We start from the raw sequence: 15,321 nt of genomic DNA on the forward strand, positions 1-15,321 counted from the left end.
TCCGCCGCCCCGACTACTGGACCACCAACAGTGAGAGAAGAAACCCCGGAGAGCCCCGCCGATGTCCACCGCTCCCTCGCCCACCAAGGACGAGGCCCCCCGACACCCCGCCCCGGCCCACTCCCCAGGCCGCCCGGCCCCGCTCCGTCCCCTGTTCCTGCGCCTTCACTTCTACGCGGGCGTGCTGGTCGCGCCGTTCCTGCTCGTCGCGGCCGTGACCGGCCTGCTGTACGCCGGCTCGTTCCAGGCCGAGAAGATCCTCTACGCACACGAGACCACCGTCCCGGTCGGCAGGAGCAAGCTGCCGGTCTCCCAGCAGGTGACCGCCGCCCGCAAGGCCCACCCGGAGGGCACGGTCTCCGCCGTGCGCCCCTCCCCGGAGGCGGACGCGACCACCAGGGTGCTGCTGTCCGGCGTCAAGGGCGTCGGCGACGGCCACACCCTCGCCGTCTTCGTCGACCCCTACACCGGTGAGGTGCGCGGCGCGCTCGAGCAGTACGGCTCGACCGGCGCGCTGCCGCTGCGCACCTGGATCGACGAACTCCACCGCGATCTGCACCTCGGCGACACCGGCCGCCTCTACAGCGAGTTCGCGGCGAGCTGGCTGTGGGTGATCTCCGGCGGCGGGCTCGTGCTGTGGTTCTCCCGGCGCCGCGCCCTGCGCGGGGTGCGCGGCACCAGCGGGCGGCGCCGCACCCTCGGCCTGCACGGCACCGTCGGCGTCTGGGCGGCGGCCGGATTCTTCTTCCTGTCGGCGACCGGTCTGACGTGGTCGGCGTACGCCGGTGCCAACATCGACGAGCTGCGTACCTCCCTGGGCCAGGCCACCCCCTCGGTGTCGGCGACGGCGAGCGGTGAACACGCCGGCCACGGCGCGGCCGCCGCCTCCGGAGGGGAGGCCGGGCACGGCGTCGGCCTCGACAAGGTGCTCGCCGCGGCGCGGGGGAAGGGCCTCACCGACCCGGTCGAGATCGTCCCGCCCGCGGACGCGGACTCGGCCTACGTCGTCAAGCAGATCCAGCGCAGCTGGCCCGAGAAGCAGGATGCCGTCGCCGTGGACCCGGCCACCGGCCGCGTCACCGACGTGGTGCGCTTCGACGACCACCCGGTGCTCGCCAAGCTGACCCGCTGGGGCATCGACCTGCACACCGGCACCCTGTTCGGGATCGTCAACCAGATCGCCCTCGCGCTGCTCGCGCTCGCCCTGATCCTGCTGATCCTGTGGGGCTACCGGATGTGGTGGCAGCGCGGCCGGGGCTCCGCCTTCGGCCGCCCGATACCGCGCGGCGCCTGGGCGCAGGTGCCCCCGTACCTCCTGGTACCGGCGCTGGCGGCGATCACCGTGCTCGGCTGGTTCGTCCCGCTGCTCGGCATACCACTGGCCGCCTTCCTGGCCGTGGACATCGTCCTCGGCGAGATCGCGCACCGCCGAGGGCGCCGGACGTACGGGAGTGCCACGACGTGAAGTGGCCTGGGGCGCCAGGGGGTTGGACATGTTCTCCGTGAGACCGCTCGACGTGGCCACCTGGCCGGACTTCGCCCGCCTGGCCGAGGACCAGGGCGGCGTGTGGGGCGGCTGCTGGTGCATGGCCTTCCACGCCGAGGGGTCGGGCGGGACAGGTCACCGGAACGGAACCGGTCCGAGAAGGAGCGCCGGGTCCGCGAGGGCCGCGCTCACGCAGCCCTGGTGTACGACGGCGAGACCTGTGTCGGCTGGTGCCAGTTCGGGCCCACCGGCGAACTGCCCCGCATCAAGCACAGGAGGGCCTACCTGCAGGGCGACCCGGAACTGCCGGACTGGCGGATCACCTGCTTCTTCGTCCACCGCGGCCACCGGCGCAAGGGTGTCGCGGCGGTCGCCCTGGAAGGCGCCCTCGGTGAGATCGCCCGGCTCGGCGGGGGCTCCGTGGAGAGCTACCCGGAGGACGCCGATGGCCGGTCGGTGTCCGCGTCCTTCCTGTACAACGGGACGTTGGCGCTCTTCGAGAGCCGGGGCTTCGCACGCACCCGCCGCCTGGGCAAGCACCACTGGGTGGTGAGCCGGACCGTGCGGCCGGTGACAGGGCCCGGTCCAGTGCCGGAACCAGGCCCCGAACGGTGATGCGTCACCCGTCGAGGGCGGCCAGTTCCGCGTTCGCCCGTTCGGTGACCAGGGTGAGCACGCGTCCCGCGGCGGCCCGGTCCTCTTCGGGGATGCCGGCGTAGAGCCTGGTGGCGACGGCCGCGGTCTCGGCGGAGCCCTTGGCGTACAGCCCCCGTCCGGCGTCGGTGACCCGTACGCGGAACGGCTCCTCGGGGGCCAGCAGCCCGGCGTCGACCAGTTCCTCCACCGTGGCGCGCACGTCGGCCGCGCGCGACTTCACAGTGGTGACGACCCCGTCGACGAGGTCGTCCGTCCGCACCGGTCCGTCCGCGACGGCGGCGAGCCGCAGGGTGACGAACTGCTGGAAGGTGACCCCGTAGGGGGCGAGAACCCGCTCGAGGACGGCGCGCGAGGCGTAGTGGGCGAGGCCGATGACGCGGCCGTCGACAACGGGTGTGCTGGTGGTCATGACTGCTCCGTCTCATTGCCGTGCGCGGTGAATGGATCAAGCGGTGCGTCGAGCAGGGTCGTCAGGTCGCGGGTGAACTCACGGGCCCGTGCGCTGTCGAGCCCGCCCAGCGGCTCCAGCAGCTGCCGCAACAGGCCTTGGACGACGGTGACGGCCCGCCCGGTGACCTCGCGTCCCTGCCCGGTGAGGGCGAGCCGCACCGCACGTGGATCACGGGGGTCCCGGGTACGTTCCAGCAGTCCCGCGGACTCCAGGGAGCGCGCCAGTTTGGACACGTACAGCGGTTCCAGGCCGGTGTGATCGGCCAGCTCGCGCTGGCTGGGCCGCAGTCCCGAGCGATGCATGCCGTGCAGCGATGCGACCAGCGAGTACTGGGCATGAGTGAGACCCAGCGGGGCCACTGCGCGGTCGACCGCGACCCGCCACTTCATGGACAGACGCCACACCAGAAAGCCGGGCGTGGCTCCTTCGGAACCCTTGCTCATGACTCATACAGTACATGGCTACTATGTACATGGCTACTATCTGCACGCTCGGCCTCGGCCGTACGCCACCATGCGCCCCTGGTGTGCCCTGTGGGTGGAGGATCCTCCTGAGCCCGCGCGATCACTTCCACGGTTGCTCCGGATGGCCGGCGGCGTCGGGCATCGACGTGGGCACGCTTCCGTGACGTCGTCCGGGCGGTGCCCGGCAACCTGTTCGACCTGGTGCGGTGGGAGGGGCGATGGCCGATGGGAACCATGTTCTTCGTCGCTGAATCGATGACCGCGTCCCAGGAGGAGTTCGCCCTGGGCGTCGAGTGTTTCCTGCGCGCTGACTCCCGGCGCGCACTTCGCCGTCGCATTCGGGAACGAGAGGTGTACGAGAGCCTCGTACCTTTCGCGGACGACGTGCGGACCATGCGGCTGAGGTCCTCGGCCGCCGTGCGTGAGGGCTACTCGGGGATGATCTTCGCGTGTGGCAGGAGGAACGCAGAGTGACGACGCGCCGAGGGCCACCGCCGGTTCGCCGCGATCGGGACGCCGTGCCGACACCACGGCAACGGCGGTGCGCCAGGAGGTTGGGTAGCCTTTGGGGAGGCCCTGACGACGGAGGCGAGCATTGCGGCAGAGTGCGGTGGTGATCGGTGCCGGAGTCGCGGGGCTCACCACGGCGGTGTGTCTGGCGGAATCCGGAGTGGACGTACGCGTGGACACCGATCTGCCGCCCGGTGCGACGACCTCGGCGGCCGCGGGCGCGATGTGGGATCCGTATCTCGTGGAGCCGGCAGACATGGTCGCCCACTGGAGCCGGGTGACCCTGTCGGATCTGGTCGCGCTGAGCGCCGACGCGGACACGGGAGTCCGCCTCGTGGAGGGGACCCACGAGTCCCGCCTTCCGTGCGACCTGCCGGAGTGGGGCAGCTTGGTGGGCGCACACGCTTGTGCGTCCGATGAGCTCCACCCGGGCTTCGTCACCGGATGGCGCTACCGCGCTCCCGTCGTCGACATGCCCCAGTACCTTCACTACCTCACGCGACGGCTCGCGCAGGCCGGCGGGCACATCCGCCATCACCGTTACGACACGCTCGAAGAAGCGATGCGTGAAGCGCCGGTGGTCGTCAACTGTTCCGGCGCCGAAGCCCGGTTCCTCGCTGACGATCCTTCCGTCGAGGCGGTGCGTGGCCAGCTCGTCGTGATCGAGAACCCCGGGATCCGCTCGTTCTTCTGCGACGACACACCTGGGGCCGAGGAGCTCACCTACATCTTCCCGCACGCCGATGTGGTGGTCCTGGGGGGGACATCGGACCGGGACAACTGGGATCTGCGGCCCGACAGGACCGCGGCCCGGGAGATCATCGAGCGCTGCGCCGCAGTGGAGCCGTCGATCGCAGGCGCCCGGGTACTCGAACACCGGGTCGGGCTGCGGCCGGCCCGTTCGAGGGTCCGGCTCATCGACGAGCCGCGCGAGGGCGCGCTGCTGCTGCACAACTACGGTCATGGCGGAGCCGGACTGACGCTGTCATGGGCATGCGCCCGTGATGTCGCGCAACGAGTTCATGCCGCGTTGGGGCTCATTCCCTGATCTGCCACTGACGGCGCTCCGCGATACCGCTCTCCGCACCCCGGCGGAACAGATACAGCCAGGTCCGGGCCGCCAGCGTCGCGGTCAGCACGGTGGTCCACGGCCAGCTGACGGCATGTGCGGCCACCAGCCCCGCACCGACGGTCGGCGAGATCGCCGTGAGCGCCATCAAGGTGACTTCGCTCCGGCTCCGACGAAACCGGTAGGCGATGGAGAACTCCGACCGCTCGTACCAGGCGATTGCGGCGCTGATCAGGACAGCGAGGACCATGGTCGTCCACGGCTCGTCGCTGACCTGCGCGTAGGTGACGGGGAGCGAAATGAGGAAGGGGAACACGCCGCCGTACTCGGACAGCACGTTTCCCCACTTCATGATCCGCCCGAAGGAGTTGGAGCGGATCCGAGCCAGTTCGCCGGAGGCACTCGCGTAGACGATCAGCGAGAGCACCGTGCTGAACGTCGCCGCGATGAGCAGCAGGCGTACGTCGTCGGGGAACCGGGTCGACACGAAGGCGAAGCCCAGGAGAAAGGTGATGGCGGCGAGTATGGAACCGGAGAAGGCGATACCGGCGGCGGCTTCCCCGGACTGGAGGGTCGCCGGATCATCCTGCTCGAACCGGGCGATTTCGAATGCCGGTGCACCGGTCAACGTCACCAGTGCGGTCACGGCGTGGTCGGCGGGAGCCAGGGACTCCATGAGCTGCTCCCGCGCGTCGACGGGCACGAGATGCCGTGCGTCCGGGTCTATGTATTCGACGCGCAACTTGTACTGGTAGTGGATATGGACGGAGTCGTTCACCGGGCCGGTACGGATGACCCGGGTACCGATGAAGCCGCCCTGCAGCAAGAGCCGGGCCAGGGCCAGTTCCTCGGTTCTCACCACGACGGAGATCAGCGGCCGTTCGTTCGGCTGCTGAGGGATCCCTCTCACCATCTCGGCCAGCAGTCGCGAGGCCATGCCCTGGCGGCGCATCCCGTCCCGGACAGCTATCACCGACAGGCGTGCGTGCCCGGGCGAAGGCATTTCCGTGACGATGCAGCCGACTACACTTCCGTCGGATTCGGCCACCCGGACCAGATCACAGGCAATGGCGTTCGCGAGGTGCTCCGGCGACGGGATGACAGCCGGGTCACACGTGTCCGCGAGCAAGGCGGGAAGCTGGACCAGATCGGCCGGGCGCGCCGCCCGGGTGGACCACTCAGTCATGAGCATCCGTTCCGCTCGACCAGATGTCTGGAACGCACAGGTTTTCACAGCGACCGTGTCGATGTCCGCGGGAACCGGCCCCGTACGCCGCGGCTGAATCCTACCGATCAACTCGGCGCCGTACAGGGGGAGCAGAGGTGCAACAGAGGGGGCACGACCGGCGCCCCCAGGTGCAGGATGTGACGCGACCCGTGTTCCGCGCCCGCACTCCTCCGAGGACTGAGCCACCGGCCGCCGAGACCCCGCGCCTACTATGGGTGGGCACACGTGCGTCGACAGTGAACAGGGCGGAACGGGAGAGGGCTGTGACGGAGAACGCCAGTGGCCTGGAGGACCCGCCCGCCGAGGTGCTGGCGGCCGCCGCTGCCGCGTTCGGGCTGCTCGCCTCGTCCGCCCGGCTGCACCTGATGTGGGCCCTGTCCCAGGGCGAGAGCGATGTCACGCACCTCGCCGACCGGGTGGGCGGCGCACTGCCCGCGGTCAGCCAGCACCTCGCCAAGCTGAAGCTCGCCGGACTCGTCCGCTCGCGACGCGAAGGCCGGCGCCAGGTCTATTACGTGGACGACCCCGACGTCCTGACGCTGGTACGGGTGATGGTCGGTCAGCTGACCGCGCGCTCCCGGCACGACCCCGCCCCGGTTCACCGGCTGCGCGGGATCGGTGGCTGAGCCCACCACGGCCTCGGGGCAGGACGCGGGAACGCCGGCTTCCGGCGCCGCTCTGCCGCGGTGAGCCGCGGACATACCCAGGCGCGCGCCGCCTCACACAGGTCTTACCCGCCCTGCGGTACAAGGGGGTTGGGCGAACCTGGGTGCAGGGAGACGAGTCATGTCCGATTCCGGGGCGCGGAGGCGTCGGCGCTGGATCTCACTGTTGGTCCTCGTGTTGGCGCTGTACGTCATCGTGCGTGCTGCCAACACCCCGCAGGACGGCACGCCCCCGCCAGTGCAGGCGCCCGTCTCCCCGAAGACTTCCTCGGCCGGCTCCTGAGCGTGAGTACCGCCGCCCTCCGAGGATTCCCGATCACGTACGCTGCCACCATCCACCGGGCCCGCACCGGGACGCGTCCTGTTCCTAGGCGCATGCGATGCCTCAGCTGTGAATCGGGTGAGAAACGTGCTGCTCGGGGCCCCTGTTTGTTAGATTGCGCAATCACGCAACTGAGCGGAGCAGTGCCTCGCTCGTCCGTACACCGCCGCGCACGCCCGGCCGCACCCGACGGCCCGGCCTGACGGGCCCGACCGTTCATGGGAGTGGTAGATGAGCGACCCGTGGGACGGCACGGCCGGCCAGGCCACACGCGGCCGCACCACCCGGCTGCCCGGGGAACCCAGGTCCCGGGCCGACGGCATCCGCCCACCGGGGGGCAGGGCCGCGGCCAGGGCGGCCTCCCACTCGCGCGGCGGCTCGAGGTCGCGGCGCCGGAACCGCCCGGTGGGACGCGGCAGGCGGTTTCTGAAGACAGCCGCGATCACCCTGTCCGTCCTCGTCATGATCACCGCCGGTGCCGGCTGGTGGTTCTACGAGCATCTGAACGGCAACATCAACAGCGTGTCGCTGGACGGCAAGGGCGGGACCGAGAAGGCGGACGCGTTCGGCCGTACGCCGATCAACATCCTGGTCATGGGCTCGGACGGCCGGACCAGCAAGGCGGACTGCAAGCTCGGCGGCGGCTGTTCCAAGACCGGCGTGCAGACGGGCAGCAACGCGGATGTGGAGATGGTGGTGCACATATCCGCCGACCGCTCCAACGCCACGGTGATGAGCATCCCCCGGGACACCATGACCAAGGTTCCCGCCTGCACGGACAGCGCGACCGGCCAGTCCACGCCCGGCTACTACGGGCAGATCAACAGCGCGCTGGAGTACGGCCCGGCCTGCCAGGTGGCCACCGTGCACCAGCTCACCGGAATCCCCATCGACCACTTCGTCAAGCTGGACTTCTCCGGTGTGGTGAAGATGTCCGACGCGGTCGGCGGTGTCTCCGTGTGCGTGAGCGACGACGTCTACGACACCTACTCGCACCTGAAGCTGTCCAAGGGCACCCACACCCTCAAGGGCGTCGCGGCACTGGAGTTCGTACGCTCCCGGCACGGCTTCGGTGACGGTAGCGACCTGGGCCGTACGGTCTCCCAGCACATCTTCCTCAGCGCGATGATCCGCAAGTTCAAGAGCGCGGGCACGCTCACCGACCCGGCCGCCGTCTACGATCTCGCCGACGCCGCGACCAAGGCGCTGACCGTGGACGACGGACTCGACAGCGTCAAGAAGCTGATATCGCTCGCCGCAGACGTGAACAAGGTCCCCACCAGGCGCATGACCTTCACGACGATGCAGACGGCCCCCGACCCGACCAACAAGGAACGTGTGGTGGTGGGCCCAGGAGCCAGGACCCTCTTCACCACCATGGCCAACGACCAGTCACTGACGACCGGTTCCGGCAACAAATCCGCGGCCGCCTCCGCCACCGCCGAAGCGACGGCCACCGCCCCGGCCGTGCCCGCCTCGCAGATCGCCGTGACGGTGGAGAACGGCACCACCATCACCGGCCGCGCCTCCGCCGTCGCCACCGCCCTCACGGACCAGGGTTTCAACTCCGGCACGACCACCGCCAACGCCCCGAGCCCCGCCACGACCACGACCCTGACCTACGGCACCGGCCAGAAGGCACAGGCACAGACGGTCGCCAAGACACTCGGCCTGTCCGCCTCGCACCTCAAGCAGGGCACCGGCACGGGCCTGACCCTGGTGGTCGGCGGCGACTGGCCGAGCGGCACGCGTTACCCGGGCGGCGCGTCCTCGTCCGCCCCGGCCGACACGAAGGCCGCGGTCGGAGGCGCCCACGCCCAGACCGCCGACCAGGCCAAGACCTGCGCCAAGGTCAGCCCGTACAAGACCGTCTCCCTGAACGGCGTCGCCATGACACCGTCCCAGGCGTACGCCGCGGCGAGGAACAAGCCGGACTCCGACAGCTGACCAGGCGGCCGGGGGGCGACCGGCCCGGCACAGGGTTGTACAGTTGCGCGATGTCGCAATCATGGCGGTAGGTGTGGCACGTCTGGCCCACACCGCCGTCGGCGTGAAGCATGAAGAAGGGGTGGGCGGGATGCTCCGCAACGGGCTGGAACCCTGGCACCTGCTGATCGTGGCCATCGTCATGATCCTGCTGTTCGGCTCCAAGAAGCTGCCCGAGGCCGCCCGTGGTCTGGGCAAGTCCATGCGCATCCTCAAGAGCGAGGCCAAGGCCATGAAGGTCGACGGCACCGCTCGACACTCCGCCACCCCCACCGAGAGCGCGGTCGAGGCCGAGACGGCTCGCTGAGGCCCGCCCGCCCCGCCGGTCGGAGGCCGGCGATGTCGAAGCCGTACCGCAGGCTCGTCGGCGACGGTGTGGTCCCCGCGTCAGACGTACGACGCTGCCGCGCGCACACCGGGCGGCGCGGCCTCCACCTGGTTACCCGGTCCACGACGTCGGTCGTCTTCACGCGGACATTTCAGGGGTTGCTCAAGTAGGGCTCGGGACGGGCGATGGGTCATCGCCCGTCCCGAGCGTTCCGCCATGCCGTTCGCACCACCCTGATGGCGGAGTCGGAGAACGATGGATGTCTGGAGCGTCACGGGTGTTTTCACGAATAAACGGCACAAACGGGTGGACTGCCTGGCGTCAGCCGCGAGCGATGCTGTGGGTCACAGCGGGTGTGGCGGCCCTCGGAATCCTCGTCGCGCTGGAGATGGCCGCACGTCGCTACTGCGGCCAGCCGGGGCCGATCACCAATCAGGTGAGAGAGGTGGTATTAGCCCCCAAGCCGGGGCCGCTGTACGGCGGTATGGCCTTGATGATGGTGGTGCTCACCTGGCGGCAACGGTTCATCGCGGCTGCTGCCGCGATCGGCGTCGACGCCGCCTTCGTGCTGGTGCGGTGGGCGATCGGCGCCAGGACGAGCGGCAGTCATTTCTTCGGCAACGGGGCGTTGTGGGTGATGCTGGGCTGTGCGGTCATCGCCGTCACACGCCGCACCGGTCAGGAACGTGTTTTGCTGCTGAAGGGCGTCGGGCTGGGCCTGCTGCTGGTCACCGGCCGCAAGACCGGTGACACCTGGCTGCTCATCACGTCCAGGACCCGCCCGATGGTGCTCGACCAGTACGTGGCGACCGCCGATCACGCACTGGGGAACCCGTCGTGGCTGGCAGGCCGGATCGTCGGGGCCACCGACCCGATCGGCCCCCTTCTCCTCCACCTGGTCTACGGTCAGCTCGCGGTGGCCGCGGTCGTCGTCGCGCTGTACCAGCTGCGCAACGTGGCGGCCGAGCGCCGCTTCCCGCGCCACCATCTGGTGCGCACCTTCCTGGTGATCGGCCTCCTCGGGCCGGGCATCTACATGCTCTTCCCTATGGTCGGACCAGTCTTCGCCTACGGCCCGGGTGCCTCCGGCACCGGCGGGCTGCACTGGGCGGTGGCCGACCTGTGGCCCCACACGCCGCCGCCGACCCACAACCCGCACCCCATGCCCTACGACGAGATCACCCCGCGCAACTGCATGCCCAGCCTGCACACCGCGTGGGCCACCGCGATCTTCCTGCACACCCGCAAGGGCCCGAGGTTCCTGCGGTTCGCGGGCGCGTTCTGGCTGATCGCCACCCTCACGGCGACACTGGGATTCGGCTACCACTACGGCGCGGATCTGGTCGCCGGGGTGGTGTTCGCGCTCACCATCGAGGCAGCGCTCCGCTCGCTCGACCGCGGCTGGGACCGGGCCGGGATCCGGCTGGTCGCTCACGGCACGACGGTCTTCGCCGCGCTCCTGCTGGCGTACCGCTTCCTGCCCGTCGAGATGGCCGAACAACCGTGGCTGTTCGGCCCGCTTCTCATTCTGGCGATGACCTCGGTGATCTACGGCTTCGTACGGACCACCAGGTCGTGGGAACCGCGGCTCGCACCAGTGCGACAGCCGGAGGCCCAACCCGAACCGGTCTGAGAAGGGCACTCACGACGTAGGTCCAACTGCCCATGCCGACAGGGTAGTAGTACTTGCGACGGATCTCCGGCGTCGTATCGACGGGTGACGCACAAGATCATCCCAGCGCCTAGCGTTGCACGTGATCGGAAACGGCCTGCGGGCTGCCCGCGCTTCTGGTCGCCCCCTTCCGCGCCCATCCGGAGCTTCGTCATGCCCAGAGCACCATTCATCGCGGTCCCACCTGCCCTCACGCTCGTCCTCGGCACGTGGGGGCTCACACGGGGGGACAGCATGTGGCGTGACGAGGCGGCGACTTGGGAGGCGACCCACAGGAGCGTCCCCGAGATCTGGCACCTGCTGGGCCGGATCGACGTGGTCCACGGCCTCTACTACCTCTTGATGCACATCGTTTTCACCGTCTTCGGAGACAGCCTCTACTCCCTGCGACTGCCTTCCGTCCTGGCCATGGTATGCGCCGCTGTCGTGATCACCCTGCTGGCTTCCCGCCTGGCCGGCCGGTGCACAGGACTGGCCGCGGGCCTGGCGTTCGCTCTTCTCCCCGCGGTACAGCAGTACGCGCAGGAGGGACGCCCGTACGCTCTGGTGACCGCCTGTGTGGCACTGTCCTGCCGGCTGCTCGTGGCGGCGGTCGACAGCCCGGGCACAGGCCGCTGGGTGGCATACGGCACGGCCGTGCTGGCGGCCGCGCTCCTCAACTGGTTCTCCCTCATGGTGCTGTGCGCACACGCGGTGACCATGGTCCTCGCCAGCCCGCCGCGCGCGACGCTCCTGCGATGGGCACTCGCGGCGTGCGCCGCCGTGCTGGGCACGGTGCCCCTTGTGGTGGCGAGCCAGGCACAGGCGGAGCAGATCGCCTGGATCCCCCCGACCGGACCGGGCACGCTGCTCGGCCTCTTACTGACGCTGTCGGCAGGCGCGTTGTGCGCATGGCTCGCGCGCCCCGGAACGGCCGGTGACGGGACGCGCGGCGCCCGGCTCACGCTCACCACGCTGGCCCTGCCGCTCCTCGTCGTCCCGCCGCTCCTGCTGGCCGCCGTCTCCACGGTCCGCCCCGTCTACCAGGCCCGCTACGTCCTGTTCTGCCAGGTCGGACTCGCCCTGCTCCTCGGCGCCACGTGCCACGCACTCGCGTCCCGCGTCCGCACGCCACCCCGTCGCACCATCGCCGCGGTCGTGGTTCTCGCCTTTCTCGGGCTGCTGCCCGTCGAGATGTCACTGCGCGGCGCGAGCGGCCGGATCGACGACGTGCTGTCCACGGCCCGGAACGTCGCCAGGGTCCGTGAACCGGGTGACGCGGTGTTGTTCATCCCCGCTGCGCGCCGTGACACCGCCCTGGTCTCGCCCGCCGCGTTCACCGGGACCGACGACGTGGCACTCGCCGAGAGCCCACTGAGGTCCGGCACCCTGAACGGTGTGGAGGGCACGCCGCGGCAGATAGCGGACGCCATGCTGACCGCACGCCGCATCGTGGTCGTCACCGACGACAGCGCGGTGCCCCTCACCACGGCTCGCGACCGGACCAAACAGCGGGTCCTGCGCGCGCACTTCGTCCGCTGCCTCGAGAAGAGCGAAGCAGGCCGCAAGGTCGTGGTCTACGAACGCCGTCCGGGCTGACCGGCCCCGCGATCGGACCCGCCCCGGGCGGAGGATCCGCCTGGCGCGGCCCGCCGACCGGATCCGCGGACCGCCTTGCCGGAGGCAGCGCCGGTCGCCGCCCCGGCCCCGGACTGGCGTCCGGAACCCCGCCCACCCGTTCCGGCGGCGCCGGCGGCGGAACCGCCGGATCCCGCGCGGCGGGCAGAACCGCGTCCCCCGGTCGCCGAGGTGCCGGCGGACGCGGTCGTCCCGGTCGCGGTCCGGCGGTCGGAGCCCCGGCTCCCCGTCCTGGCGCCGGCGCCGGTCGCCGCTGTGGCCCCTCCGCCGTTCCGGCTTCGGCGGCCGGCCCGCCTGCCCGGCTTGGTGTCCGCCTTCCCGTCCGGGCGGGATGCCGCCGGTGTCGCCGGCTGGGGGACCTCGATGGTGACGGGCACGCCGGACGGCTCCCGGGCGCCGGTGATGGCGGCCAGTTCCGCGTCGCTCGAACCGACGCGGGCCGCCCGAGGACGGATGCCCGCGTCCGACATGAGCCGGGTGACGTCCCGTTTCTGGTCCGGCAGGACCAGCGTGACCACGCTGCCGGAGCCGCCGGCGCGGGCCGTGCGGCCGCCCCGGTGGAGGTAGTCCTTGTGGTCGGCCGGGGGATCGACGTTCACCACGAGGTCGAGGTCGTCGATGTGTATGCCCCGGGCCGCGACGTTCGTCGCCACCAGCGCGGTGACCTGACCGTTCTTGAACTGTTCCAGCGTGCGGTTGCGCTGCGGCTGGGAACGGCCTCCGTGCAGTGCCGCCGCGCGGACACCGACGGCCAGGAGCCGCTTGGCGAGCCGGTCGGCCGACCTCTTGGTGTCGAGGAAGAGGATGACCCGGCCGTCACGGGCCGCGATGCGTGTGGTGACGGCCTTCTTGTCGGTCTCGTCCTGGACGTGGAGCACATGGTGCTCCATGGTGGTCACCGCTCCCGCGGACGGGTCCACGGAATGCACCACGGGGTCGGTCAGGAACCGCTGCACCAGACGGTCGATGTTGCGGTCCAGGGTGGCCGAGAAGAGCAGGCGCTGCCCGTCGGGCCGTACCTGCTGGATCAGCTTGGTGATCTGCGGCAGGAAGCCCATGTCGGTCATCTGGTCGGCTTCGTCCAGCACCGTGATGCGTACGTCGTCGAGCACGCAGTCGCCGCGTTCCACGAGGTCGTTGAGCCTGCCGGGACTCGCCACGACCACCTCCGCGCCGCGCCGGAGCACACCGGCCTGCTTGGTGATGGAGAGTCCGCCGACCACGGTGGCCAGCCGGAGGTTCACCGCCGTCGCGTACGGAGTCAGCGCGTCCGTCACCTGCTGGGCGAGTTCCCGGGTGGGCACCAGCACCAGGGCGAGGGGCGCCTTGGGCTCCGCCCGCAGTCCGGCCGTGCGGGCCAGCAGCGCCAGCCCGAACGCGAGGGTCTTGCCGGAGCCGGTGCGTCCTCGGCCCAGCAGGTCACGGCCGGCGAGCGAGTTGGGCAGGGTGGCTGCCTGGATGGGGAAGGGGGTGGTCACGCCCTGCGCGATGAGCGTCTTCAGCAGCCCCGCGGGCATCTCCAGAGCGGCGAAGTCCTCGACGGCGGGGAGCGCTGGTGTCGTGCTTTCCGGCAGCTTGAACTCCCTCGACGACGACGCGGACGGTGGGGGTGACGAGGCGCGTCGGTTCGGTTTCTGGGGCCTGCGGGACATGCGGTTGTCTGCCTTCCTGGAAACAGCACGAACCGGGGTCCGCACCATGGCGGTGCGGACCCCGGTGCGTTGATACGCGTCCGGCGCTCAGGCGGGGACGATGTTCTCCGCCTGCGGGCCCTTCTGGCCCTGCGTGACGTCGAAGGAGACCCGCTGGCCCTCCTGGAGCTCACGGAAGCCCTGCGACTGGATGTTCGAGTAGTGGGCGAAGACGTCGGGGCCGCCGCCGTCCTGCTGGATGAAGCCGAAACCCTTTTCGGCGTTGAACCACTTGACGGTTCCCTGTGCCATGACTTTCTCCTTCTGTAGGCAGAGGGCCCATCCGGAGATGCCGGAAAACAAATAATGCGCCCGAGGAGAAGCATTCCCGTCAGGCGCACATAAGTATATGGGTACCACAACTGCAACACCGAGACCGTAGCACAGCTCGGCGGTCCGTGACGGACAATCGAGGCGCGCGCCGGCCGGGTCGGCAAAGCCGGCATCGTGTCAGCATCGGGACTCACCGTGCCGGTACCAGCGGCCCGTCGCCGGCTGACGCCCTTCGCCGACGCCTACGGTGCCTCACGCCTTGGCCGGAGGCACGATGGCAACGGTGGCACGGAGTGCGGCGTTCTGCAGCACCGTGAGGCGCTCGATGACGAGTCCCACCAGCACGGCCGCCGCGATCATGAGCGCCTCTGCCACCACGAGGAGGGCCATCGGCTCCGGGACCACCCGGCTTGCCAGGACCACCAGCGCGTGCGTGACCCAGGCGGCCCACCACAGATTCACCAGCGTCGTGTCCCGCCCCTTCTCCCACGACGTGGAGCTCGCCCGCCCGATGTCGAGGACGACCTGGCGAGGGGCGAAGAAGTTGACCACCGGCACGAACCACGCGCCGATCGTCCGGCCCCGGCTCGGGACCGAGGCCTGGGGGGACAGTTCCTGGGCGTTGTGCCGGCAACGGGCGAGCCACACGAGGAACAGCACGGTCGCGAGAACCATCAGATCGACGAAGATCATGGATACGAGGCCCGACTTGTGCAGGGACGCGTCCGTGTGGTGCAGGTAGTTGTCCCGGACGGCCGCTGCGCGGAAGGTGTCCGCCACGGCGGCCGCCGTTATCGCCGCCTGGGCGGAGCGGGCGAGGATCCGGGGAGTTCGGCGGGCGGCACTCGTCATCGTCTTCTGGCCTGTCTCAGAGGCGTGGGCGGTCACGGCGGACACCCTGG

General features: G+C 70.3%; 15 protein-coding genes. 9 read left to right on the forward strand and 6 right to left on the reverse strand.

Annotated elements, in window-relative coordinates:
- The first annotated feature begins 61 nt into the window (after window positions 1-61).
- Together ACFYZQ_RS32360 and ACFYZQ_RS32365 are read left to right on the forward strand one after the other, a co-directional pair.
- Entirely contained in the window at window positions 62-1,465 is a 1,404-nt protein-coding gene (locus ACFYZQ_RS32360) for a PepSY-associated TM helix domain-containing protein (RefSeq protein WP_389155507.1), read from the forward strand.
- A 222-nt stretch (window positions 1,466-1,687) separates the two neighbouring features.
- Window positions 1,688-2,101, forward strand: a complete 414-nt coding sequence (locus ACFYZQ_RS32365; RefSeq protein ID WP_389155510.1) for a GNAT family N-acetyltransferase — start codon at window positions 1,688-1,690, stop codon at window positions 2,099-2,101.
- Window positions 2,102-2,105: 4 nt separating this feature from the next.
- On the opposite strand, the gene ACFYZQ_RS32370 is transcribed toward ACFYZQ_RS32365, so the two are convergent.
- Together ACFYZQ_RS32370 and ACFYZQ_RS32375 are read right to left on the reverse strand one after the other, a co-directional pair.
- The gene (locus ACFYZQ_RS32370) at window positions 2,106-2,552 is read right to left on the reverse strand and encodes a MarR family transcriptional regulator (protein WP_389155513.1); all 447 of its coding nucleotides are present in this window, start codon (window positions 2,550-2,552) and stop codon (window positions 2,106-2,108) included.
- Window positions 2,549-3,037, reverse strand: a complete 489-nt coding sequence (locus tag ACFYZQ_RS32375; RefSeq protein ID WP_389155516.1) for a MarR family winged helix-turn-helix transcriptional regulator — start codon at window positions 3,035-3,037, stop codon at window positions 2,549-2,551. Before ACFYZQ_RS32375 ends, ACFYZQ_RS32370 begins: the two co-directional genes overlap by 4 nt.
- A 246-nt stretch (window positions 3,038-3,283) precedes the next feature.
- Here ACFYZQ_RS32375 and ACFYZQ_RS32380 point away from each other — a divergent pair, with 246 nt between their 5' ends.
- Both ACFYZQ_RS32380 and ACFYZQ_RS32385 read left to right on the forward strand, forming a co-directional pair.
- Window positions 3,284-3,532, forward strand: coding sequence for a hypothetical protein (locus ACFYZQ_RS32380; RefSeq protein WP_389155519.1), 249 nt, complete (start codon window positions 3,284-3,286; stop codon window positions 3,530-3,532).
- Window positions 3,533-3,671: 139 nt separating this feature from the next.
- Complete coding sequence (locus ACFYZQ_RS32385; protein WP_389155522.1) at window positions 3,672-4,616, forward strand: FAD-dependent oxidoreductase; 945 nt, start codon at window positions 3,672-3,674, stop codon at window positions 4,614-4,616.
- Here ACFYZQ_RS32385 and ACFYZQ_RS32390 read toward each other — a convergent pair.
- Window positions 4,606-5,829 carry a GNAT family N-acetyltransferase gene (locus ACFYZQ_RS32390; RefSeq protein ID WP_389155525.1) on the reverse strand — a complete coding sequence of 408 codons (1,224 nt, stop codon included), beginning with the start codon at window positions 5,827-5,829 and terminating at the stop codon, window positions 4,606-4,608. The genes ACFYZQ_RS32385 and ACFYZQ_RS32390 overlap by 11 nt on opposite strands.
- Before the next feature lie 299 nt (window positions 5,830-6,128).
- Here ACFYZQ_RS32390 and ACFYZQ_RS32395 point away from each other — a divergent pair, with 299 nt between their 5' ends.
- The 5 genes from ACFYZQ_RS32395 (at window position 6,129) to ACFYZQ_RS32415 (ending at window position 12,416) form a co-directional block, all read left to right on the forward strand.
- Window positions 6,129-6,491, forward strand: coding sequence for an ArsR/SmtB family transcription factor (locus ACFYZQ_RS32395; protein WP_389155528.1), 363 nt, complete (start codon window positions 6,129-6,131; stop codon window positions 6,489-6,491).
- A gap of 592 nt (window positions 6,492-7,083) precedes the next feature.
- Window positions 7,084-8,799, forward strand: a complete 1,716-nt coding sequence (locus ACFYZQ_RS32400; RefSeq protein ID WP_389155531.1) for an LCP family protein — start codon at window positions 7,084-7,086, stop codon at window positions 8,797-8,799.
- 43 nt (window positions 8,800-8,842) lie between these two features.
- Window positions 8,843-9,145 (forward strand): Sec-independent protein translocase subunit TatA, encoded by a 303-nt coding sequence (gene tatA, locus ACFYZQ_RS32405; protein ID WP_389155534.1) that lies wholly within the window; start codon window positions 8,843-8,845, stop codon window positions 9,143-9,145.
- 355 nt (window positions 9,146-9,500) lie between these two features.
- Entirely contained in the window at window positions 9,501-10,799 is a 1,299-nt protein-coding gene (locus ACFYZQ_RS32410) for a phosphatase PAP2 family protein (protein ID WP_389155537.1), read from the forward strand.
- 192 nt (window positions 10,800-10,991) lie between these two features.
- A complete protein-coding gene (locus tag ACFYZQ_RS32415) occupies window positions 10,992-12,416 on the forward strand; it encodes a glycosyltransferase family 39 protein (protein WP_389155540.1) in 1,425 nt (474 codons plus the stop codon).
- Here ACFYZQ_RS32415 and ACFYZQ_RS32420 read toward each other — a convergent pair.
- The 3 genes from ACFYZQ_RS32420 to ACFYZQ_RS32430 form a co-directional block, all read right to left on the reverse strand.
- Window positions 12,395-14,107: a DEAD/DEAH box helicase gene (locus tag ACFYZQ_RS32420; protein ID WP_389155543.1), complete on the reverse strand. Its 1,713-nt coding sequence runs from the start codon at window positions 14,105-14,107 to the stop codon at window positions 12,395-12,397. The two genes, ACFYZQ_RS32415 and ACFYZQ_RS32420, sit on opposite strands and share 22 nt — an antisense overlap.
- 87 nt (window positions 14,108-14,194) lie before the next feature.
- Entirely contained in the window at window positions 14,195-14,398 is a 204-nt protein-coding gene (locus ACFYZQ_RS32425; RefSeq protein WP_016578941.1) for a cold-shock protein, read from the reverse strand.
- Window positions 14,399-14,671: 273 nt separating this feature from the next.
- Window positions 14,672-15,307: a DUF4328 domain-containing protein gene (locus ACFYZQ_RS32430; protein WP_389155546.1), complete on the reverse strand. Its 636-nt coding sequence runs from the start codon at window positions 15,305-15,307 to the stop codon at window positions 14,672-14,674.
- Window positions 15,308-15,321 lie beyond the last annotated feature (14 nt).

Source organism: Streptomyces sp. NPDC001843 (assembly GCF_042891955.1).
Classification (GTDB): domain Bacteria; phylum Actinomycetota; class Actinomycetes; order Streptomycetales; family Streptomycetaceae; genus Streptomyces.